This is a genomic window from Lysobacter yangpyeongensis (assembly GCF_042655745.1).
GTDB classification, from domain to species: domain Bacteria; phylum Pseudomonadota; class Gammaproteobacteria; order Xanthomonadales; family Xanthomonadaceae; genus Agrilutibacter; species Agrilutibacter yangpyeongensis.
The window spans coordinates 306,799-327,287 of sequence record NZ_JBHSNM010000001.1; the positions used below are offsets into that span (position 1 = coordinate 306,799).

Annotated in this window: 24 protein-coding genes and 1 pseudogene; 12 read left to right on the plus strand and 13 right to left on the minus strand. The window is 67.6% G+C overall.

Annotation, left to right across the window (positions count from 1 at the left end; translation table 11 throughout):
* Nucleotides 1-32: 32 nt before the first annotated feature.
* A complete protein-coding gene (locus ACFPN1_RS01350) occupies nt 33-1,193 on the plus strand; it encodes a hypothetical protein (protein WP_386752337.1) in 1,161 nt (386 codons plus the stop codon).
* A 133-nt stretch (nt 1,194-1,326) separates the two neighbouring features.
* On the opposite strand, the gene ACFPN1_RS01355 is transcribed toward ACFPN1_RS01350, so the two are convergent.
* From ACFPN1_RS01355 to ACFPN1_RS01380, 6 genes and pseudogenes are all read right to left on the minus strand, one after another.
* On the minus strand, nt 1,327-2,973 hold the full coding sequence (locus tag ACFPN1_RS01355) for a tetratricopeptide repeat protein (protein WP_386752338.1): 1,647 nt from the start codon (nt 2,971-2,973) through the stop codon (nt 1,327-1,329).
* A gap of 233 nt (nt 2,974-3,206) precedes the next feature.
* Entirely contained in the window at nt 3,207-4,058 is an 852-nt protein-coding gene (locus ACFPN1_RS01360) for a class I SAM-dependent methyltransferase (protein WP_386752340.1), read from the minus strand.
* Between the two features lie 410 nt (nt 4,059-4,468).
* On the minus strand, nt 4,469-4,876 hold the full coding sequence (locus tag ACFPN1_RS01365; protein WP_386752342.1) for a group III truncated hemoglobin: 408 nt from the start codon (nt 4,874-4,876) through the stop codon (nt 4,469-4,471).
* 92 nt (nt 4,877-4,968) lie between these two features.
* The gene (locus tag ACFPN1_RS01370) at nt 4,969-5,118 is read right to left on the minus strand and encodes a nucleotidyl cyclase domain-containing protein (RefSeq protein ID WP_386754066.1); all 150 of its coding nucleotides are present in this window, start codon (nt 5,116-5,118) and stop codon (nt 4,969-4,971) included.
* A gap of 16 nt (nt 5,119-5,134) precedes the next feature.
* Nucleotides 5,135-5,368 (minus strand): annotated as a pseudogene (locus ACFPN1_RS01375) (GGDEF domain-containing protein); the annotation flags it as partial.
* Nucleotides 5,353-5,583: a hypothetical protein gene (locus ACFPN1_RS01380; RefSeq protein WP_386752343.1), complete on the minus strand. Its 231-nt coding sequence runs from the start codon at nt 5,581-5,583 to the stop codon at nt 5,353-5,355. The gene ACFPN1_RS01380 and the pseudogene ACFPN1_RS01375, both read right to left, overlap by 16 nt.
* A 178-nt stretch (nt 5,584-5,761) precedes the next feature.
* Between ACFPN1_RS01380 and ACFPN1_RS01385 the strand changes: the two genes are divergently transcribed.
* The 3 genes from ACFPN1_RS01385 to ACFPN1_RS01395 all read left to right on the plus strand — a co-directional run bounded on the left by ACFPN1_RS01385 (nt 5,762) and on the right by ACFPN1_RS01395 (nt 7,969).
* On the plus strand, nt 5,762-6,451 hold the full coding sequence (locus ACFPN1_RS01385; protein ID WP_386752345.1) for a VIT1/CCC1 transporter family protein: 690 nt from the start codon (nt 5,762-5,764) through the stop codon (nt 6,449-6,451).
* Between the two features lie 140 nt (nt 6,452-6,591).
* On the plus strand, nt 6,592-7,353 hold the full coding sequence (locus ACFPN1_RS01390; RefSeq protein ID WP_386752347.1) for a cytochrome b/b6 domain-containing protein: 762 nt from the start codon (nt 6,592-6,594) through the stop codon (nt 7,351-7,353).
* Nucleotides 7,328-7,969: a helix-turn-helix transcriptional regulator gene (locus ACFPN1_RS01395; RefSeq protein ID WP_386752349.1), complete on the plus strand. Its 642-nt coding sequence runs from the start codon at nt 7,328-7,330 to the stop codon at nt 7,967-7,969. The genes ACFPN1_RS01390 and ACFPN1_RS01395 overlap by 26 nt, the downstream gene beginning before the upstream one ends.
* A 110-nt stretch (nt 7,970-8,079) precedes the next feature.
* Here the strand turns inward: ACFPN1_RS01395 and ACFPN1_RS01400 are convergent, their stop codons facing one another.
* Nucleotides 8,080-8,928 carry a LysR family transcriptional regulator gene (locus ACFPN1_RS01400; RefSeq protein WP_386752351.1) on the minus strand — a complete coding sequence of 283 codons (849 nt, stop codon included), beginning with the start codon at nt 8,926-8,928 and terminating at the stop codon, nt 8,080-8,082.
* 125 nt (nt 8,929-9,053) lie between these two features.
* Between ACFPN1_RS01400 and ACFPN1_RS01405 the strand changes: the two genes are divergently transcribed.
* Genes ACFPN1_RS01405 through ACFPN1_RS01415 form a run of 3 tightly spaced genes read left to right on the plus strand, consistent with a single transcriptional unit; the run spans nt 9,054 to nt 10,488 of the window.
* A complete protein-coding gene (locus ACFPN1_RS01405) occupies nt 9,054-9,596 on the plus strand; it encodes a lipocalin-like domain-containing protein (protein ID WP_386752353.1) in 543 nt (180 codons plus the stop codon).
* Nucleotides 9,577-9,927, plus strand: coding sequence for a 5-carboxymethyl-2-hydroxymuconate Delta-isomerase (locus ACFPN1_RS01410; protein ID WP_386752355.1), 351 nt, complete (start codon nt 9,577-9,579; stop codon nt 9,925-9,927). Before ACFPN1_RS01405 ends, ACFPN1_RS01410 begins: the two co-directional genes overlap by 20 nt.
* Before the next feature lie 60 nt (nt 9,928-9,987).
* A complete protein-coding gene (locus ACFPN1_RS01415; RefSeq protein WP_386752356.1) occupies nt 9,988-10,488 on the plus strand; it encodes a VOC family protein in 501 nt (166 codons plus the stop codon).
* An 86-nt stretch (nt 10,489-10,574) separates the two neighbouring features.
* On the opposite strand, the gene ACFPN1_RS01420 is transcribed toward ACFPN1_RS01415, so the two are convergent.
* Nucleotides 10,575-11,204: a hypothetical protein gene (locus ACFPN1_RS01420; protein ID WP_386752358.1), complete on the minus strand. Its 630-nt coding sequence runs from the start codon at nt 11,202-11,204 to the stop codon at nt 10,575-10,577.
* A gap of 662 nt (nt 11,205-11,866) precedes the next feature.
* Between ACFPN1_RS01420 and ACFPN1_RS01425 the strand changes: the two genes are divergently transcribed.
* The 3 genes from ACFPN1_RS01425 to ACFPN1_RS01435 all read left to right on the plus strand — a co-directional run bounded on the left by ACFPN1_RS01425 (nt 11,867) and on the right by ACFPN1_RS01435 (nt 16,308).
* Nucleotides 11,867-13,258 (plus strand): S8 family peptidase, encoded by a 1,392-nt coding sequence (locus ACFPN1_RS01425; protein ID WP_386752360.1) that lies wholly within the window; start codon nt 11,867-11,869, stop codon nt 13,256-13,258.
* Between the two features lie 461 nt (nt 13,259-13,719).
* Nucleotides 13,720-14,361 carry a glutathione S-transferase family protein gene (locus tag ACFPN1_RS01430; protein ID WP_386752362.1) on the plus strand — a complete coding sequence of 214 codons (642 nt, stop codon included), beginning with the start codon at nt 13,720-13,722 and terminating at the stop codon, nt 14,359-14,361.
* Nucleotides 14,362-14,724: 363 nt separating this feature from the next.
* A complete protein-coding gene (locus ACFPN1_RS01435) occupies nt 14,725-16,308 on the plus strand; it encodes a hypothetical protein (RefSeq protein WP_386752363.1) in 1,584 nt (527 codons plus the stop codon).
* 73 nt (nt 16,309-16,381) lie between these two features.
* Here the strand turns inward: ACFPN1_RS01435 and ACFPN1_RS01440 are convergent, their stop codons facing one another.
* Genes ACFPN1_RS01440 through ACFPN1_RS01450 form a run of 3 tightly spaced genes read right to left on the minus strand, consistent with a single transcriptional unit; the run spans nt 16,382 to nt 17,226 of the window.
* Complete coding sequence (locus ACFPN1_RS01440; protein WP_386752365.1) at nt 16,382-16,648, minus strand: hypothetical protein; 267 nt, start codon at nt 16,646-16,648, stop codon at nt 16,382-16,384.
* A 26-nt stretch (nt 16,649-16,674) separates the two neighbouring features.
* Nucleotides 16,675-16,902, minus strand: a complete 228-nt coding sequence (locus ACFPN1_RS01445) for a hypothetical protein (protein ID WP_386752367.1) — start codon at nt 16,900-16,902, stop codon at nt 16,675-16,677.
* 9 nt (nt 16,903-16,911) lie between these two features.
* Complete coding sequence (locus tag ACFPN1_RS01450; protein ID WP_386752368.1) at nt 16,912-17,226, minus strand: YkgJ family cysteine cluster protein; 315 nt, start codon at nt 17,224-17,226, stop codon at nt 16,912-16,914.
* Nucleotides 17,227-17,623: 397 nt separating this feature from the next.
* Between ACFPN1_RS01450 and ACFPN1_RS01455 the strand changes: the two genes are divergently transcribed.
* Together ACFPN1_RS01455 and rox are read left to right on the plus strand one after the other, a co-directional pair.
* Entirely contained in the window at nt 17,624-18,175 is a 552-nt protein-coding gene (locus tag ACFPN1_RS01455) for a mechanosensitive ion channel domain-containing protein (protein ID WP_386754004.1), read from the plus strand.
* A gap of 195 nt (nt 18,176-18,370) precedes the next feature.
* Complete coding sequence (gene rox, locus ACFPN1_RS01460) at nt 18,371-19,822, plus strand: rifampin monooxygenase (RefSeq protein ID WP_386752370.1); 1,452 nt, start codon at nt 18,371-18,373, stop codon at nt 19,820-19,822.
* Nucleotides 19,823-19,858: 36 nt separating this feature from the next.
* On the opposite strand, the gene ACFPN1_RS01465 is transcribed toward rox, so the two are convergent.
* Both ACFPN1_RS01465 and ACFPN1_RS01470 read right to left on the minus strand, forming a co-directional pair.
* Complete coding sequence (locus tag ACFPN1_RS01465; RefSeq protein ID WP_386752372.1) at nt 19,859-20,335, minus strand: YaiI/YqxD family protein; 477 nt, start codon at nt 20,333-20,335, stop codon at nt 19,859-19,861.
* Complete coding sequence (locus tag ACFPN1_RS01470) at nt 20,332-20,481, minus strand: hypothetical protein (protein ID WP_386752374.1); 150 nt, start codon at nt 20,479-20,481, stop codon at nt 20,332-20,334. The genes ACFPN1_RS01465 and ACFPN1_RS01470 overlap by 4 nt, the downstream gene beginning before the upstream one ends.
* Nucleotides 20,482-20,489 lie beyond the last annotated feature (8 nt).

Here is a 20,489-nt window from a genome sequence, read left to right on the forward strand (position 1 = left end):
TTCCCCTGACCGGTTTTCGGAGAAAGCATCCAATGTTCAAGCAGCAGCTGCTCGCCACATGCCTCGCCACCGCCCTGACCCTGGGCATCGCGGGCGCTACGCCGGCGATGGCGGCCACGCCGTCGGCGCCTGCCGTCACCCAGACCCGCTTCCCGCAGTTGGTCGCACGCGCGCAGGCGCTGCAGGCCCGCCTGCCGGGCACGAAGGGCGTGGCCGCGCTCGAACGCACCGTCGGCGCGACCCAGTGGGCGCAACTCGCCGGCAATGCGATCAATCCGGGCGACTATCAGTGCAAGAGCACCGCGCTGAACACCTACCTCGACAACGAGATCGCGAAGATCGATCCGGGCAGCCTGTTCGTGCTGGCGATCCTCGGCGGCTTCGACCTGCCCAACTACGACGCTCTGGTCTACGGCAGCGACACGCCGGCGAATGCCTATGGTGCGAATGGCGAGTACACGCTCAAGCTGACCCACGAGTTCCGCGACCTCAAGCGCTTCTGGGACGTCGACACGCGCAGCTTCGACATGGTGCCGATGCACGGCACCGAGGTATACGCGAGCGTCGAAAGCACCGAGCGTGCGGTGGAACTGCTGTACGGCCCGGGCGACCTGGCGCACCAGATCGCCGAACTCCTGTACAGCGTCGTGCAGAGCGATCCGGCGCTGCAGAAGGGTGCGCATCCGCTGTTCACTTTCAATGCGTTCGCGTTCCCGGGCCTGCCGGAACTGGGCATTCCGGAACGCATCGTCGTCGGCGACGGCATCATGCAGGGCATGGAAGCGGTGGGCCTGGGCGACACCGGTCCGCGCGCGATCCTCGCGCACGAGTTCGGCCACCAGGTGCAGTTCAAGGACAACCTGTTCGATTCGCCGCTGACGGGCGCGGAAGCCACGCGTCGCACCGAACTGATGGCGGACGCCTTCGGCACGTATTACCTGACCCACAAGCGCGGCCTGGCGCTCAATGCCAAGCGCCTGCTGCCGTCGGAAGCCTCGTTCTACCAGGTCGGCGACTGCGGTTTCGATTCCGACGGCCACCACGGCACGCCCAACCAGCGACTGCGCAGCTCGACCTGGGGCGCGGACGTGGCCGCTTCGGCGCAGAAGCAGGGACACATCCAGCCGTCGCTGTGGCTGGGCGCGCAGTTCGATGCCGAACTGCCGTTCCTGGTACAGCCGGACGCGCAGTAAGTCCTGGCGTAGTGACCTGCACGGCCGCCGCTTACTGCGGCGGCCGTGTTTTTCTGGGCGGAGGAATTCGCGACCTGAACGAAAAGCTCCCGGGTCGCCTTCGTGACGACGCCACGCACCGCGGCATCGCGACTCAATCCCGCGTCGCCACCAGCTCCTTCCGCCCCCACGCCTCCGCCTCGCGTCGACGCGGCCCGTCTTTCGCGATCGCCATGAGGTGTTCCCACATGCTGCGTGCGCGTTCGCGATCACCGGTCGCGAGTGCGGCGCGACTGGCGCCGAGCAGGCTGTTGAAACGCTCGGGGTACGCCTTCAACGCGCGGTCGTAGGCCGCCAACGCTTCGGCGGGGCGCTGCTGCAACAGCAGCAGGTCGCCCAGTTGCTCCGCGGCAGGCAGCGTCGGTCCCGGTGTCACGGCGTGCTTGGGTGTCGCGGCTTCCAGTGCCGCCGCCTGCGCGAGCAGATCGCGCGCACTCGCCGCATCGCCCTGCGCCTGCGCGCCCCAGCCTTCCACCGCGAGACGCAGCACGCGGATGCTGCGCGTGAACAGGTCTTCGCCACTGGCCGTGGTCGCTGCTTCCAGTTCCTTCAGCCGTGCGATCGCGGGTTGCGCGCCATCGGCATCGCCTTGTCGCGCCGATCCCACGCCGCGCGCGAACCAGGTGACGGCTTCCGGCCACGGGAACTTGTCCCATGTCAGTGACGCCGGCGTGCGCACGGGCAGTGCCGCGGCCGCTTTCCAGTCGCCGCGCTCCAGCGCATAGCGCGCCGGCACCGACGACAGATGGAATGCGCTCTTGAAGCTCGGTTCCAGCCGCGGTTGTTCCTGCAGGCGGCGCCATTGCGCCTGTGCGGCGGCGTCGTCGCCCTGCTGCAGGCAGGCGTACACCAGGTATTCGATCGCGTGCGCGAATTCGTCCCACACGTACTCGCCGTGTTCGCCGGCCGGGCTCGCCAGCGCGGCTTCGGCAGCGCGCAGGTTGCCGTTGATCACCGACGGCCAGTCGCCCAGCCGCGTGTAGATGTGGGTGGGCATGTGCAGCGCATGCGGGTTGTGCGGCGCGATGGTTTCGTACTTGCGCACCACCTCGAGCAGTTCGTGCTCGCGGCCCGGGACATCGTTGGCGTGGATCAGGTAATGCATCGCGCCCGGATGCTCCGGGTTGCGCCGGTACACCGGCAGCAATAGCGCGGCGGCGCGATCGGCATACGCGCGCGCCTGTTCGTTCGGCGGCGCGATCGCCAGGTGCGACAGGGCGTAAAACACGGTGGCCTCGTCGTCGTCGGGATACGCGGCGTGCACCTTCGCCATCGCCGCTTCCCAGCGCTTGATCCGTTCCCAGTACGCCGGCGAGCCGCTGTCGTCGAAGAAGGCTGCGCCTGCATCGATGAACAACTTCTCGCGATCGTCGCTGTGCGCTTTGCGCGCCGCGGCGATCTCTTCACGGCCGCGTGCGAGATCCGCCGGCGTCGGCCGCGTCGGCCACAGCGGCTGGAACAACGTCATCGCCACACCCCAATGCGCCATCGCGCAATCGGGCTCGCGCGCGGCCAGCGCGGCGAACGCAGTGCGAGCCTGTGGATAGGTCATGTGGTGCAGCAGCGCCATCGCGCCGTCGAACTCGCGTTGCGCCGCACCGCTGCACGACACCGGGAAATGCACCGAGCCGAGCGCATGCGCGGCGTGCACGGATTCGTCCGCCTGCGCGGGCAGGGCGGCGAGCGACAGGGCGAAGCAGGGCGCCAGGACGGCAGCGCGGCAGCGGAGCATCGGGTTCATGGCGGTTTCCATCCGGATGGCATGCCATGGACAACGCGGGCGCCGGGGAAAGCGGGTCATGTGGCGGGCGGTGGCCGCCTGTTTACGCGGCGCATTGAGTCGCGCCGACTGAAGCCGCGCGGCCCGATGGTCGGACACGGCGGGTTGCCCCCCTTACGAACAGCTTCACAAGCGTAGGGCGGGTCTTGACCCGCCGTCCCAAAGGCAGCCAGCCCAAGCCCACCGCGCGATCATCACGCCTGGCCAACGACACACAGCGTGACATCCGCAATCCGCACGCGCCCATCGGCCTGCACATACGGCTGAAGCCGTTCGGTGAGTCGATGCCGGAACTCCGCCCGCTGCGCTGGCGATTTGTCGGAAAGCAATTCGGCGAATGCCGGCGAGACCTCCACGAGGTATCGCGTGCAGTCATCGGCAGAGGCGAACTCCAGCGACAGCGCCACCTCTTCCGCGCGAACCTCCGAAAACCCGGCACCACGCATCCGGCTTTCCAGCGACTCCGTAGGCGGAGTCGGCTCTGCAGCGCAATCCGACGGCAGAGCGAACATGTCGCGGGCGACGTCGTTCGCCAGGCTCGCCAGCGGCCGCGCCCTCGGCCCGGCTTCCCATACGGCGGCCGCGAACGCGCCGGCGGGACGCAACAGGCGTCGTATCGTGGCCAACGCGTCGGATGGGTTCGAAAGATCGGATGGTCCCCAGCGCCAGACAATCGCGTCGAAACCGCCGTCGGGAAAATCCAGGCGCTCGGCATCGGCTTCGATGAAGGCCACGTTCGTCAGCCCCAGTGCCTGTGCGCGCTCACGGGCGATATCGAGCATCCGCGCGGAAAGATCCGTCGCCACGACCTGTCCGGCAGGCCCCACACGACCTGCCGCCAGCAGCGCGGGTTCGCCAATGCCGGTCGCAATATCCAGCACGCGCTGCCCAGGTCCGATGCGCGCCAGCTCGAGCATGCGTTCGCTGACGCCACGCGCGCCGTTCTCGATGACCGGCCACCACTGCTTCCAGGCGTCGGCAACGCGGTCCCACTGTAGACGTTGTTCGTCCTGGTGGTGATCCGGATTATTGGATCGAGGGTTCATGGCTGCGTCTCCTTTCCCCGTTCATCGACGCGCCATGTGCCGATGCGTGTCAGGACACTAGTGGACTTCTCAGGCATCAGGAGCGCCGAGTCTCTGCTTCCGGGCCGGAAGAGCGTGTGGAAGTAAATGGCTCCGCTTCGCTTTCGGCGCAATGCGCTGCGCTTATTGCGTCCTACGGAGCTTCTCAGGCATCAGGAACGCCGAGTCTCTGCTTCCGGGCCGGAAGAGTGTGTGGAAGTAAATGGCTCCACTTCGCTTTCGGCGCAATGCGCTGCGCTTATTGCGCCCTACGGAGCTTCTCAGGCATCAGGAGCGCCGAGTCTCTGCTTCCGGGCCGGAAGAGTGTGTGGAAGTAAATGGCTCCGCTTCGCTTTCGGCGCAATGCGCTGCGCTTATTGCGCCCTACGGGCCTACGTCCTGTTCGCGGTGTTGATCACCGGCAGGTCCAGCGCGTTGGCGCGCTCTTCCAGCCCCAGTCCATAACGCAGGCTGCGCCCGATGCGCGCGGCGTGGTCGATCATCTGAGCGGCGTGTTCCGGGGGCAGTTCGGCTTCGGCGACTTCGCGCCACAGCGCGAGCCAGTGCGTGAAGTGCCCCGCATCGATGGGATGCGGGCGGTGCGCCGCCATCGGGTTGCCGCGATAGCTGCGCGTGCCCAGGGCGACCGAGCTCCAGAAGGAGACCAGCGTGCGCTTGTGCTCGTCCCAGTCCTCGATCGCGGGATTGAACACGGGGCCCAGGACCGGATCGGCCTGCACGCGGTCGTAAAAGCGATCGACCAGGCGGGCGATGTCGGCGGTGTCGAGTGGTGCGGTCATGGTGCGGATTATCGCAGGCGCGTTGGCGAGGCCGGATCAAGACAGCACGGCGCGACGTCCTGCGTGTGAATCGGCGCCCGCGCGCCGGCGCTTCAAGCCAGCGCCGTTTCCCGCTCCGCCAGCGTGACGCGGTCGCGGCCGAGCTGCTTGGAGCGGTACAGCGCCGCATCCGCGCGCGACAGCAGGGCTTCGATGCCGGTATCGCCGGCATCGAGCGCGGTGACGCCGAAGCTCGCTCGCATGCCGATCGTCGCCTTGGCCGAAGCTGCGCAGGCAGTCGGCGAAGCGGCGCAGCGCCTCGTCGCCCGCTGCGTGGCCGTGCCCGTCGTTGATCGCCTTGAAGCGATCGACGTCGGAGACGATGACGGAGACCGCGGTGCCGCGTCGGCGCGCTTCCGCCAGTTGCCGCTCGCTCGCTTCCTGGAAACCGCGGCGGTTGAGCAGGCCGGTCAGCGGATCGCGCAATGCGGGCGACTTCATCTCCTCCGACATGTCCGAGGCGATGTTGAGCACCAAAGGCCCGTGCCGATATAGACGGAGGGCAGCGACAGGAAGTTGATCGCCTTGTACCAGCGCAGGCCCGACTCGGTGCCGGGCAGCGCGGCGACGGCCGCCGCGGTTTCGCACAACGCGAACACGCCCAGCACCAGGAACGATCCCCATTCGGCTGCCACGGTCGGGCGGTCGCGCGCCACCAGCTTGGCCATGCGGGCGGCGGGAACAGGGGGGCATGGCGACACCCCCGCCTCGCGCGGATAGCGGCGTAGCCGGGGCTATCGGTGCAACCGCGGATTACCGCCACCTGGGTGCACCTGACCCGGATCAAATCCCGCGCCGCGCGGCGGCGTTATCGTTCCTGCAACGAAGGTCGGCGAGGGGGAACCCATGGCGCATCGCGAATGGCACCGTTCCGAGCGGATCGGCTGGTTGCGGGCGGCGGTGCTGGGCGCCAACGATGGCGTGATCTCCACCGCGAGCCTGATGGTCGGCGTCGCGGCGACCGGATCGACGCCGTCGGCGGTGCTTACGGCGGGCCTGGCCGGGCTGGTCGCCGGTGCGATGTCGATGGCCGCGGGCGAATACGTGTCCGTGCAGTCGCAGGCCGATACGGAGCGGGCCGACATCGCCCGTGAAACCCGCGAACTGGAAACGCAGCCGGAGCTGGAACACGCGGAACTGGCCGCGATCTATCGCAAGCGTGGGCTCGACCGCGAGCTCGCGCAGCGCGTCGCCGACCAGTTGATGGCGAAGGATGCGCTCGCCGCCCATGTGCGCGACGAGCTGGGCATCACCGAAACCCTGCGCGCGCGACCGGTACAGGCGGCGCTCGCCTCCGCGGCTTCGTTCGCGGCGGGTGCGGTCATTCCGATCGTCGCCACGCTCGCGACCGCGGGGCGATCGTCGACCGTCACCATCGTCACCACCCTCGTGTCCTTGCTGGCGCTGGGCGGGCTCGCGGGATACGCCGGCGGCTCGCCGGTGGGCAAGGGCGCGTTCCGCGTCGCGTTCTGGGGTGCGCTCGCCATGGCGCTGACCGCGGGCATCGGGCGGCTGTTCGGCAGCGTACCGCTGTAGGGCACGCGCACGCCGGTCGCCGGGCAATGGATGGTCGGAGACAGCGACTGCTGCGTGCGCCGCAGGCCGATGCGGCATTCGCCCCATGCCTTCGCCCGGTGTGGTGCGCAGTCTGGAGTTCCCCAAGCGGAGACGACACCATGAATACCGTTCGCGTATACGACCTGCCCACCCGGGCATTCCACTGGTGCTTCGCGGCGCTGTTCGTCGCGGCATACGCCATCGCCAATCTGGTGGACGATGAATCGGCGCGCTTCGCGTGGCACATGCTCGCCGGCATCGCGCTGGGCGTGGCGGTGCTGCTGCGGTTGCTGTGGGGCGTGATCGGCACGCGCCACGCGCGCTGGTCGGACCTGAGCCTGGATCCGCGGCAGCTCGCCGCTTACCTGAAGGGCGTGGTCGCCGGCGGCGGCCGCCGCTGGGTGGGTCACAACCCGGCGTCGAGCTGGGCCGCGCTGTCGATGATGGCGCTCGCACTGGCGCTGGGCGCGAGCGGCCTGGCCATGGCCACCGGCGTCGCGCCGGAATGGGTGGAAGAAGCGCACGAACTGATGGCCAACGTCTTCCTCGCGATCGTGCTGCTGCACATCGGCGGCCTGGTGGTGCATGTGCTGCGCCATCGCGATGCCTTGCCGCTGAGCATGCTCAGCGGCCGCAAGCGCGACCTGCCTGCGGAAACGCGCGACGTGCCCGCGCGTGGTGTGGTCGCGGTGCTCGCGCTGGTGGTGCTGGCGGGCACAGGGGCGCAGCTGCTGCGTTCCTACGATCCGGCCAGCGGCACGCTCGCGCTGTTCGGCACGACGCTCGCGCTGGGCGAAGCGGCGCGCGAGTCCGGTGCGGGCAGCGAATCGCACGATGTCGCGGATGGACACGAGGATGGGCACGAAGCTTCCGAAGACTGACGCCGCTGCCGCTGCCGCGGCTGCCGGCCGGCCCGGTCCGGTGGTCAACGCGCGCGAGCGCGCGGTGGTGGTCGGCATCCTGTTGCTGATTGCCGCGGTGGTGGCCGTGGATGTCGTGGTGGACCTGCGGCAGGGCGCGTCGACGTGGCACGTCGCGGCCGAAATCGTGGCTGGCATCGCGGCGGCCGCAGGAGCCTCCTACCTGCTGCGCGACACGTTGCGCATGCGCTGGCGACTGGCGCAGCAGGGGCGGGATCTGTCCGCATACCGCGCGCAGGCCGAAGCGTGGCAGGCACAGGCGCGCCTGCACGTGGAAGGGCTGGCGCGTTCGATCGACCAGCAGCTGGAGCAGTGGCAACTGTCGGCGGCGGAGAAGGAGATCGCCTTCCTGCTGCTGAAGGGCCTGAGCCTGAAGGAGATCGCGCAACTGCGCGGCACCGGCGAAAAGACCGTGCGCGCGCAGTCGGCGTCGATCTATGCGAAGGCAGGTCTGGCGGGCAGGTCGGAACTCGCCGCGTTCTTCCTGGAAGAGTTGCTGGTGCCGGTGGTGGCGATGGAAGACGAGCGACGCGATGTCGTGTCGCGGCGGGACGAGAACGCGCGTCGGGCGAGGTAGGTTCGGTTGATCCTGTCGTGCCGGCGCTCCGCCATGACGATGGCTGGTGACGAAATCCACCATGCCGAGGTCCCACCGCTGCACGCGGGCGTCGCCACAAGACAGGGCGCTCAACGCGTGCGCTGGAAGGCGAGCACCAGCGTGCGCAGTGCATCGCGCGAGCGGTGGTCGTTGAGCGCGCTGTAGAGCATCACGTCCTGGCGCGGGATCGGCGGCAACGACAGGGCAGCGCTGACATCCACGGTTCCGGCAGGGGCCGCGCGCACGGACAGCACGGATACCGCAAACCCCGCGCTCGCCGCTGCGCCCAGCACGGCCGCGCCCTTGCCGACGAACACTTCGCTCCAGGCGATGCTGGCCTTGTCGAGCGCGCGTACGGCAGCGCACCGGACCCGACACTCCGGTCCCTGCGTGGCCAATGGCAGCGGCTGGCCCGCCTGCGGCAACCATCCGGCAGCGGCAAACCACGAAAAGTCTTCGGTGAACGCGGGGCGGCCCTGCTTGCGTCGATCGTCGGGTCGCAATACGAGCACGGCATCCAGCGCGCCGTCTTCGTAAGCACGCATCAGTTCGCCGGTCCCGGCGATCCGCAATTCCAGGTGCAGGTGCGGATCCAGGTCGCGCATCCGCCGAAGCAGCGCGGGCAGCTCGGTGCCGACCAGCTGGTGGCTGAGGCCGATCAGCAGCCGGCGCGGTTCCGCTTCGAACGCGCCGATCGCGCGGTCGTGGGTCGCGATCAGATCGCGTGCGGCATCGAGGAACGCCACGCCTTCGGCGGACAGGCGCACGCTTCGCGGCGTGCGTTCGAGCAGGCGACGACCCAGCTGTTCTTCCAGCCGGCGCAGGCGGAGGCTGACCGCCGATTGCGTGGTGCCCAGCGCGTCGGCGGCGCGGGTGAAACTCTGCAGTTCGGCGGCGAGGACGAACGCCTTCACTGCGCTGATGTCGAGCGTCGTCATCGTTCAATCGTCCGGTCAATCATTCGAAACTGAAATTTCAGATATAGCCGTGAATATGTTTTTCGAATCATGTGGCCAGCGTACCTTGCATCGCGTCGAGACCACAACGCAGCGAGGTGATTCCCATGAACTCCCTTACCGCCATGACGCTTGCGGTGCTGGCCGGACTGGCCACCCGGGACATGCCCGCGTCGTCGCCGCCCGAATCGCCGTTGCGCGGCACCTGGACGCTCGTGGCGGCGGACCGGATCCTCCCCGGCGGCGAACGGACCCGGGATTACGGTGCAGCGCCCAAAGGGCTGCTGATCGTGGATGCGCAGGGTCGCTATTCCCTGCAGATCTTCCGTGCGGAGCGGCTGCGTTTCGCCCGCGACGCCAAGGCTTCCGGCAGTGCCGACGAATACGCATCCGCGGTGATGGGATCCAGCACCCATTACGGCACCGTGGCGGTGGACGGCAAGCGCGGCGTCCTGACCTTCCGCATCGAGTCGGCGTCGTATCCCAACTGGGAGGGCCAAGTGCAGCGGCGCGATTACACGCTGGAAAACGGCGTGCTGAGCTACCGCGTGCCGGCCCGCCCGGATGGAAGCATCCCCGTTTCGGTCTGGCGCAGGCGATTGACCATCCATTCCCGGATTGGAGAAACACATGCCGCATTTCGTAGTTGAATGCTCACGCAGCATCCTGCAGTACCAGCCCGAGGAGGCCATTCTCCAGCGGCTGCACGAGGCCGCCGTCGCCAGCGGACTGTTCGACGAACACGACATCAAGGTCCGCGTGCATCCGTATGCCGTCCAGAGCGTCGGCGGTAGCGCCCGCGACTTCATCCATGTGTTCGCGAGCATCATGGAAGGACGTAGCGTCGCGCAGCGGGCCGACCTGTCGCGACGGCTGGTGGAAACGCTGGTCGCGATGTTTCCGCAGGTCGCGTACATCGCCGCCAACATTTCCGAATTCGAAAAGGCAACCTACTGCAATCGCGCGATGCTGGGGTCGTAGCACGTAGCCCGGGTAAGCGCAGCGCACCCGGGGTGGCTTTTGCGTGGATGGAGCACCCGGATGCGCTGCGCTTATCCGGGCTGCGGGTTTGTGGCGAATATGTTGTTCGCCGCCTCCAGGGATCACGGACCCTGTGCACGTGCGCCGATACCATCGGCGAGACCCTTCGCACACGCGCTGCTGCAGGAGGCCGACATGGCATCCGTCCGATACATCGCAACCGAGGTCGACCGATCCGTCGGGTTCTATCGGGACCTGCTGGGTTTTGCGGTCGAAAAGCACAACCCGGGGAAGTTCGCCGAACTCGCGCGCGACGACCTGCACCTGTTCCTGAATGCGCCCGGCGCAGGCAGCGCCGGAAAAGCCGGTGGCAACCCGCAGCCGGGCGGCTGGAGCCGGTTCATGCTCGTCACCGACGACCTGGACGGGATGATCCAGCGCCTGCACGACGATGGTGCGAGCTTTCGCGGCGATATCGCGGAAGCGGGAGCAGGGCGGCAGATCCTGCTCGAAGATCCGTCGGGGAATGTGATCGAGCTGTTCGAGTACGCGAAGGGATAGCCGGCCGCGGCGCAGCCATGGGAGCTGCCACGGCGGAAGCGCCCATTCGCTGACGGAGCGCTCCTGCCGCTCCCGGTACGAGGTCGCTATCGCTCCAACACCACGCCTTCGATCGGCGGCACCAGGTCCTTGAGCATGCATCGCGGCGACGTCGGCTTGATCACCAGGTGCACGCTGTAGCAGTCGCCACTCTTGAGACAGCAGGTCAGCGCGGCGAGCTGGTCCTGGCACGTGCGGTTCGCCTGGCATTGCAGTTGCCCGCCGTGCTCGCAGTTGAAGTCGGCGATGCATTGCTCCAGCGAGTCGTAGCCGGTGGTCGTCGCAGGCGGCGGCGTGCCGTCGTCCTGCGGCGCCGGGAACGCACGGCGGCTGACGACGGCGCCGGTGGCGAAGTCGGTGACGAGCAGCGCCAGCGACGACTTGTCGCGGACGACGTCGGTCCGGTACAGCGTCGTCGATTTCGTTTTCCGGTCCAGGACGCGCGTGTATTGCAGCGGGATGCGCTGTGCCTCGCCCAGCTTCAGCACCGTGCGTGCCTGCGGGTTGGTGAGTGTGGCGACGACGAAGGCGTCATCCTCCTTCATCGCGAATGCGTAGCCTTCGACGTCCGCGCCTTTCAGCGAACGCGCGAGTTCGGTCCGCGGATCGGCGGTCGTTCCCTGGCATGACGCGAGCAGCGCCAGCAGTGTGGCGTACAGCGTGGATCTGACGTTCATGTCCATCCTCCTTGGGGCCGGTCGGAGCGCGCGCAGTTCGTCCCGGACGCGCGTTCCGCGGCATCCGGTGCATCAGCTTCGACTTTCGCAGCAGGTCGGCGACGGTGCGCAGCAGGCGCTTGCCGTGGGCCGTTGCGTGTGGCCCGGGCCATCGGCTTCGGCATCGCAGTCGTGGTGGTGCAGGACCTGCGGGATGAAAGGTATTCCTGCCATGTGCCGCTCCTTTCGATGGCCGTTGCGCGCTCCCTCTTCCATGGGAACGGCGAGCTTTCCGGGTAGCGGTCAGGTGCCCTGTGGCCAAGGGACGGCGAGGCTCAAACGAATCAGGCTTGCCGCGATGCAGCAAGGAATGTGACGCCGTTCGCGTTCCAGCGCGCCCCGCTAACGGTTCACAAAAAAGCCTGTCGGCGGTTCCGCGGCATTTTTCCCGCGAAATCCCAAGCGGCTTCCTCGCGGAAGGGAATGCGGGTCGCGTAAGTGCAACCCCCCATTGTCGGGGGGTGGGATTTGTCGTTACGTTCGGAAGGCGCCGGCGTTCTGCCGGTCGTCCCCGGTAACCAGGGAGCGCGCGCCCGGATGGGCCACCGGAGCGTGCACCGGGGAAAAGGCTTGGAGCCGAATTCGATGCAAACCGACCTTCCAATCCGAGAGGGAATCACCTGATGTCGAAGTCGCACAAGTTGCACCAGCGCGTGTTGGCCACCGCCATGACGGTCGCGCTGTCCGCCGGTTTCGCCGGTTCTGCCGCTGCCGCCGGCCACGTGAACACCGCTGGCCTGCATGACGCGGAGCAGACCAGCTTCGATCGTTTCATCGTCAAGTACCGGGCGGGCACCAGCCTGGCGGCGCAGCAGTCCAACCTCGCGCGCGCCGCGAAGGGCGATGCCCAGGGCCTGGCGATCGGCCGCCTGCGCTCGCTGTCGGTCGGCGGTGAAGTCATCCAGACCAACCGCGGCCTGGGTCGCGCCGATGCCGAGAAGCTGATGAACCGCATCGCCGCCGACGCCAACGTCGAGTACGTGGAAGTCGACCAGAAGATGAAGGCGTTGATGACGCCGAACGACACGCACTACGGCACGTATCTGTGGGGGATGCAGACCAGCACCGGCGGTATTCGCGCCGACCAGGCATGGAACACCACCAACGGCAACGGCGTCGTCGTCGCGGTGCTCGACACCGGTTACACCGACCACAGCGATCTCGTCGGCAACATCCTGCCGGGCTACGACTTCATTTCCAGCAAGAACGTTGCCGGTGACGGCGGCGGCCGCGACGCCGACGCGCACGATCCGGGCGACTACTACCGCCGCGACGATTCCAGCTGGCACGGCACGCACACCGCGGGCACTGTCGCTGCGGTCGGCAACAACAACAAGGGCGTGATCGGCGTGGCCTATGGCGCGAAGGTCGTGCCGGTGCGCGTGCTCGGTCGCGGCGGCGGCTACACCTCCGACATCGTCGACGGCATCACCTGGGCGTCGGGCGGCAGCGTGTCGGGCGTGCCGGCCAATGCCAACCCGGCCGAGGTCATCAACATGTCGCTGGGCGGCAGTGGCACCTGCTCGGCGACTTACCAGACCGCGATCGATGCTGCCGTCGCCCGTGGCACCACGATAGTAGTGGCCGCCGGCAACGACAACGCCGATGCCGCGGGCTTCACGCCGGCCAGCTGCAACAACGTGATCACGGTGGCCGCGACCAACAAGAACGGCACGCGCGCCAGCTATTCCAACTACGGCAGCAAGATCGACGTGGCCGCACCGGGCGGCGACAGCCCGGACTGCACCACGCTGATCGTGTCGACCGGCAACGACGGCACCAGTGGTCCGACCACCGAGAACTACCTGTGCATGGCGGGTACCTCGATGGCGGCGCCGCACGTGGCGGGCACCGTCGCGCTGATGCAGGCAGTGCGCACCACGCCGCTGACGCCGGCGCAGGTGGAGAGCATCCTGAAGAGCACGCTGCGTGCGTTCCCGGGCAGCAACGACAAGCCGATCGGCAACGGCATCATCGATGCCAATGCGGCGGTGGCTGCTGCTGCGGCGTTCTGATCGTTTTGCCGGTACGTTTCGGTACCGGATGATGTGCACGGAACCCCGGCTTCGGCCGGGGTTCTTTTTTTGGTGCGGGATTGCGGCTGGAGCGAAGAGCGCCCCTCATCCGGCGCTGCGCGCTCAGCGGGCGATTGCCCGCTTCGACCTTCTCCCCGCTTGGCGGGGAGAAGGAATGGGGCCAGGGTCCTTTTTTGGGTGGAGTACGGTTGCCGTCGTGGAACTAACGTGCGTGGCGAGAAGAGAAGGTGCCTCCCCGTGTCGAATACATGCCCGCTGATTCGTCCATCTCGGAAGCAGGGCAACGGTTGTCGGGACAAGGGCGCGCCGCCGGCAGGTTCTTTGCATACGGCAGACATGCCGCTGGTGAAGATCGGCTGGCAACGACTTTTTCGTGAAAGGCGCCTGGCCAGGCAGTCGATCAGGCGCGATGGCGCCACCGGACTCAAGGGAGCCAACGCATGACACCTGTCATCACCGCCTTTGCAAAATCGCCCGATCGCGGCCGGGGTCTCGCGCGCGACATGCGCGTGCGCTGGGCGCTGGAAGAAGTGGAGAAGCCCTACGAAGTCCGGCTGCTGTCGTTCGACGCAATGAAGCAGCCGGCGCACCTGGCGCTGAATCCGTTCGGACAGATCCCGACGTACGAGGATGGCGATCTCGTCCTGTTCGAGTCCGGTGCGATCGTGCTCCGCATCGCCGAGCAGCATGCCCGCCTGTTGCCCGAAGACGCGAATGCACGGGCGCGCGCGATCATGTGGATGTTCGCCGCACTCAGCACGGTGGAACCACCGATCGTCGAGCGCAGCATGGCGGTGATCCTCGAGCGTGGCGAGCCGTGGTACGAGCAGCGCATGCCGATCCTGGAGAAGAACATCCGCCAGCGGCTCGACCGGCTCTCGCATCATCTGGGTGATGCCGACTGGCTCGATGGCAGGTTCAGTGCCGGCGACCTGATGATGGTGATGGTGCTGTTCCGGCTCGAAGGATCCGGATTGCTGGAGGAATACCCGAACCTTGCCGCCTACGTCGCCCGCGGCCAGGCACGGCCGGCCTTCAGGCGCGCATTCGACGCGCAGCGGCAGGTGTTCCTCCGCTCGTAGCAGGCCGGTGGAACATAGGAGCGTAGGTAGGCGCAAGCCCACTTCGCCGCCCAACGCGCCGCGCGCTCGATCTGCTGATGGTGTCCCGCCGCGCGCGAACTTCGCGACCCGTCTCAACCGGTGCAATCGGGCTTCGCTACCCTGAGTCGCAGGTAGCAACTCGAACTCTCATTGCGCGCACGTGGCAATCCGGCCGTGCGACATCACCCGTATGCAGGAGACGCAACCGGTGCATCGGGAGCGCCGCCGGGTCCCGGCGCTTCGTGCCTGCCGTCGCGCCTTTGCGGCGGCAGGAAGGTGGCCGTCATGCGCGGCCACCGGAAAGTGAAGACCCTCGAATGGCATGACTAAAGGAGCTAGACAATGCAGTCGATACATCCGTTTTCAACCGCGCTGCGGTTTGCCCGAACCAGGGGATTGCTGTGCACGTTGCTGTTGCTGTTCGGGGCGGCGCTCGTTCCCGGGGCGGCCCATGCGCAGGCCTGGTCGCTGACGCAGGCGCAGCGCCAGGCGTACCTGAACTACTACGCGCCGGTAATCCTGCAGCGCGCCGAGGAAAGCAGCAGCAAGCCGGGACGCGACTGGATTTCCAACTACGACTTCGATCGCGACGCGAATTTCTCCAACAACCGCTACACCTGGACGAGCCTGCTGTCGAGCTACGTCGCCGCGGGCGCCGCCAATTCGGGCGCCTATCAGAATTGGCGCATCCGGCCGACGCTGTACGCCTCGATGGTCGAGTACATGGACGGCGGCAGCAAAGGCGTGCTGCTGCTCTACCACGTCTTCCATCCGGTCGATAAGGAAGGCGAAGCCATCCACGACTGGGAGCGCATCGAAATCTCTGTCCGTGGCGTGACCGGCACGCCCGGCGGTGCGGGCGAAGTCGTCGGCCATGTCACCGTGACCAGCCACGGCGATCACGTCATGCGCAGCAACGGCAGCTCGGACCTGAAGTTCATGCAGGTCGCCACCGGCAAGCACGTGCTGATCTGGCAGGCGGACGAGGACAAGGGGATCGGCAGCACGCATGCGCATGAACTGCATTTCGTGCAGGACTCGTACAGCTCGATCAGCGCGAGCGTGGCAACCAACGGCACCGCCGACGTCGATGTCACCAACGACGACGACAAGAACGTGCATTACGTCTGGGTGCCGGAAGCCTCCACGGCAGCGGTGACGGCCTGGAACGCGAAGCCGATCAGCTATTCCAGCGCGTCCTCGCTGGCCTCGCGACGCGACAGTCAGACGACGTGGTCGAACGTCAAGCGCATCACGTACGAGCTGCAGGACCTGGCCGACGTGTTCGCTTCGCAGTGGAGCGGTACGACGTGGTGGACCAGCTGGACCGACGACGCCATCGAGGACGTGCTGCTCGACAGTGCGCTCGCCAGCGAAGCCGGCGTCGCGGAAGTGCCGGCCGGCCTGCAGCGCTTCTACCTGGGCTCGCGCGATGCGTACAGCTCGGACGGCACCGACGGCCGCGAAGGCGTGATCGCGAAGTCGTGGTTCTGGGGTGCGTATTCGGCCGAAGAGAACGCCGATGACTTCACCTCCGGATCGGACGACTTCGGCGGTTACGATGGTTCGGGCCGCGACAGCTACGGACGCACGCGCGCGACGGCGAGCGGCGATGCCGGTTCGCTCGGGAACTACTGGCGCCAGCACGATTTCTTCGTCCACTCCGGCACGCTGGATTCGCGCGAGCACTACGAAGCCGGCATGTGGCTCGTGGGCGCGTGGTACCTGCCGCAGAACGGGGGCTACGACGGACGCTGGTCGCAGCTGTTCGACGATCGTCGCGACTACGAGGCGCCTCCGGTGTCCGCGCCCGCGCCGACCTGTCCGCTCAATGGCCCGCTGCAGTGCGAGATCAAGGGCGGCACGTGGAACCCGACGACGTGCACGTGCCGGGTCACGACCTGTCCGACCTGCGGGACTCCCTGAGCGTCGCTACGCGGTACGCAGAAAAGCCCCGCTCGCGGGGCTTTTCTTTTTGGTCCGCATCGACGCCGGTCAGTCAGTGTGCATGCAACACGATCAGCGACGCGCGCAGGTGGTGCCGATCCAGTGCCTGGCGCAGGCGCAGTTCCACCAGCGGCAGATCGGGCAATTGCTGTGAGGCATACAGCGAGTACGTGGCCCGTCCGCTCGCACGGTCGTCGTGGCGGCCGACGCTCACGTTCGGGCTCTGGCACGCGGCGGCCCACAACGCGTGGAGCAGGGCCGGGCCGATGCTCTGGTGCGGCCCCAGCGTGAAGCGGAAGATCGCGATCTGGTGTTTCATGCTCCCTCCCTCTGCGTGCAGCCGCTTCATGATCGTCGCGAGCCGCTGCGTGGCTGCACGGGCCGGGTTGCGGGCGCCTCGGCGGTTTCGTCGAGCTTCTTCAGCACGCGGGTCACGCCCAGGACCTCGATGCGGCCACCGGACGACTGGAACGCCTCGATGTCGTCCGCGATGCGTGAGCTGTCCAGCGGGCGCTTGTCCGGTTCCTTGCGCTGGAACGGTGCCTTGGCGGCGGGAGTGCGGGTGCGTGTCATGGCGTGGCCTCAATAGAGGAGTAGGGGAATGCCGCGGCTGCGGCGATCGGCATAGTCGGCGCGCACGTCGTTGCAGTACGGGCCTGCCATCGCGAACTTGCGACAAATGTCCGGACGCGTCGCGTAGATCGAGCAGCACATGCGCGCGCTGTCGAGCGCGACGCACCAGCCTTCCTCGTCGCGGGCCATGACGCGCAATCCGGCATCGGTGCGCGTGGTGAGATGTCCCGGGATATTGTCCTCGGGCATCACCACGACCGTCAGGCGGCAGCACACCGCGTCGCAGTTGCTGCAATGCGCCTTCGCGGGAGCGGCGGTCGTCATGCGCGCACTTCGCAACGGATGCGTGACATGCGCAGGCGAGGGCGCCGGCCGAGGGGCGAAACGGACTTGCGGATGGAATGGCCTGGCATCGGCGCTCCCGAATGCACACCCAGGACGGGTGGTGGCGCGTGGAGGGGAGCGAAGCCGGGACCGAGGTCGGGGGACGCGCGAATGGAACGTTCCTGCAGCCCCAGCCTACACCACTGTCCTGCGCGGATGTGAACGCGTCGCTTCGATCACCTGCCGGTTCAGGCCCACATGGACCAATGCCGCAAAGAATTGCATCGACATGCAGGCAACGACGGACTTTCGCCATTCGCTGACGGCGGCGAGGCGACACTGGCGATTCACGTGCATCCGCCTGTGCCGAATGAAGCCGGAGTCCGTCTTGCCCTGGATGTCGACTGCGCCGCGCTGGACGGGCGCAGGCCTGGATATCTCGCTCAATCTCGCCGAGGCCGCGCTGATCCTCGCCGTGGCCTGGCTGCTCAACCGCCTGTTGCGCGGCGGCGTGAAGCGGCTGTGCGATCGCTACGAACTGCCGCCGGAGCTCGTCATCGGCGCGCGGCGCCTGTTCGGCATCGTGGTGTATGTCGCGGCGGGCGTGCTGATCCTGCGCCGCATGGGCGTGAGTGGTGCCGTGCTGTGGACGGCATTGACCGGCTTCATCGCGGTCGCCGCGGTGGCGTTCTTCGCCGCGTGGAGCGTGCTGTCCAACATCTTCTGCGCCTTGCTGATCGTCACCACGCGACCGTTCCGCCTGCACGATGAAATCGAGTTGCTGGAGGACGGCGAGAAGCCGGGCCTCAAGGGCCGCGTGGTCGACATCAACTTCCTCTACACGACGCTGCAGGAGACGGACACCGGCGACGGCCACAGGCACGGCACGATGCTGCAGATTCCCAACAGCCAGTTCTTCCAGAAGATCACGCGGCGGTGGACGGGGTGATCGCGGGTCGCATCGGGCGTCGGTGCCGAATTCCGGCGACTCCGGTTCCGGAGCGCCCGGGCCTCGTGCAGGTGTGTTCAGCGTGTGAAAAAACCGAACGGAGCACTTCTTCGTCCCTGTTGCCAATGTACCGCGCTTGCGGGGGCTTGCGGCAAGACCCGTCGCGCAATGCAGAGTCCGCGGCCCGGTGAATCCATGACGGCGGGAGGCGCGATGCGGGTATTCGACGTGATCGTGGTGGGCGGTGGTCCCACCGGACTGATGCTGGCCTGCGAACTGCGGCTGCATGGCGTGAACGTGGTGGTCGTGGAAAAGGCCACGGAGCCGAGCCCGGTGGTGCGCTCGCTCGGCCTGCATGCGCGCAGCATCGAAGTGATGGATCAACGCGGTCTGCTGGAGCGCTTCCTCGCGCAGGGCAAGCAGCATCCGATCAGCGGCTTCTTCGCGGGCATGGCCAAGTCCGCGCCGGAGAATCTCGACACCGCGCATGCCTACGTGCTCGGCATTCCTCAGCCCAGGACCGATCGTCTGCTCGCCGAGCGCGCGATTGAACTCGGCGCGCAACTGCGCCGCGGTTGCGGGCTGGTCGGACTGGAGCAGGATGCCGACGGCGTGACAGTTGCACTGGAAGACGGCACGCGGCTGCGTGCGCGCTACGCGGTGGGCTGCGACGGCGGCCGCAGCACGGTACGCCGGCTGATCGGCGTCGATTTTCCGGGCGAACCCACGCGGGTCGACACGCTGCTCGGCGAAATGGCGGTGAGCATGCCTCGCGAGGAGCTCATGGCGGTCATGCTGGAAATCCGCAAGACGCAGAAGCGGTTCGGCTTCATGCCGCTCGGCGATGACCTGTATCGCGTCATCGTGCCGGCGGCGGGCGTCGCGGAGGATCGCGCGAGTCCGCCGACGCTCGACGAGTTCCGGCAGCAGCTGCGCGCAATCGGCGGCAGCGATTTCGGCGTGCATTCGCCGCGCTGGCTGTCGCGCTTCGGCGATGCGACGCGCCTGGCCGAGCGTTACCGCGTCGATCGCGTGCTGCTCGCGGGCGATGCGGCGCACGTGCATCCGCCCGTGGGCGGGCAGGGGCTCAATCTCGGCATCCAGGACGCCTTCAATCTCGGCTGGAAACTGGCCGCGGAAGTCGCCGGCTGGGCGCCGTCGCACCTGCTCGACAGCTACGAGACCGAGCGCCGCCCGGTGGCGGCGGACGTCCTCGACAACACCCGCGCGCAGATGCTCCTGCTGTCCACGGAACCTGGCCCCCAGGCCGTGCGCCGGCTGCTGTCGGAGCTGATGGACTTTCCCGAAGTGAACCGGCATGTGATCGAAAAAATCATCGCGATCGGCATCCGCTACGACTTCGGCGACGCTCACCCGCTGGTGGGCCGGCGCCTGCGCGACATCGCACTCGACGGCGGACGCCTGTACGCGCGCATGCACGGCGGTCGCGGCCTGCTGCTGGACCAGACCAGCCGGCTCGCGGTCACGGGCTGGGACGATCGTGTGGACCACGTCGTCGCGACCAGCGAGGAACTCGACGCGCCTGCCGCGCTATTGCGGCCGGACGGCCATGTGGCGTGGGTGGGCGACGATCCGCAGTCGCTCGTCGCGACACTGCGCCACTGGTTCGGTGCGCCGGCGCCCTGAAGGCGCTGTCGCGGGCCCTTGTACGCGGCCCGTGCGTCAGCGTTGTTGCAGCCAGCGATCGAGTTCGCCCGCGAATGCCTGACGATCGCGTGCGTGCAACGTGGCCGGGCCCCCGGTCTGGATGCCGGCGCCGCGCAGTTCTTCCATGAAATTGCGCATCGACAGTCGCTCCGCGATGGTGTCGGGGGTATAGCGCTCGCCGCGCGGATTCAGCGCGATGGCGCCCTTTTCGAGCACGCGGGCCGCGAGTGGAATGTCCTGCGTGACCACCAGGTCGCCAGCCGATGCGCGTTCGACGATGGCGTCGTCCGCCACGTCGAAGCCGCCCCGCACCTGGAGCGCACGGATGTAGCGTGACGTCGGTACGCGCAGCCATTGGTTGGCAACCAGCGTGACCTGCACCCGCGCGCGCTCGGCGGCGCGGAAGAGGATGTCCTTGATCACGCCCGGGCAGGCGTCGCCGTCCACCCAGATCTGCGGAGCGGGCGGCGCGGAGGGCGTGGGGTCGGTCATGGCGTTCCGGAAGTCTCGGGACCTGGATCGGCCGCGGCTTTGGCCGCGTCGCGTGCCTTCTGCTTCCTGGCCTGCTTTTCGTCCTGCTGCTTCTTCCTGGCGAGCTCGCGCTGGCGCTTTTCGAAGGAATAGTTGGGCTTGGCCAAGGCGGTGC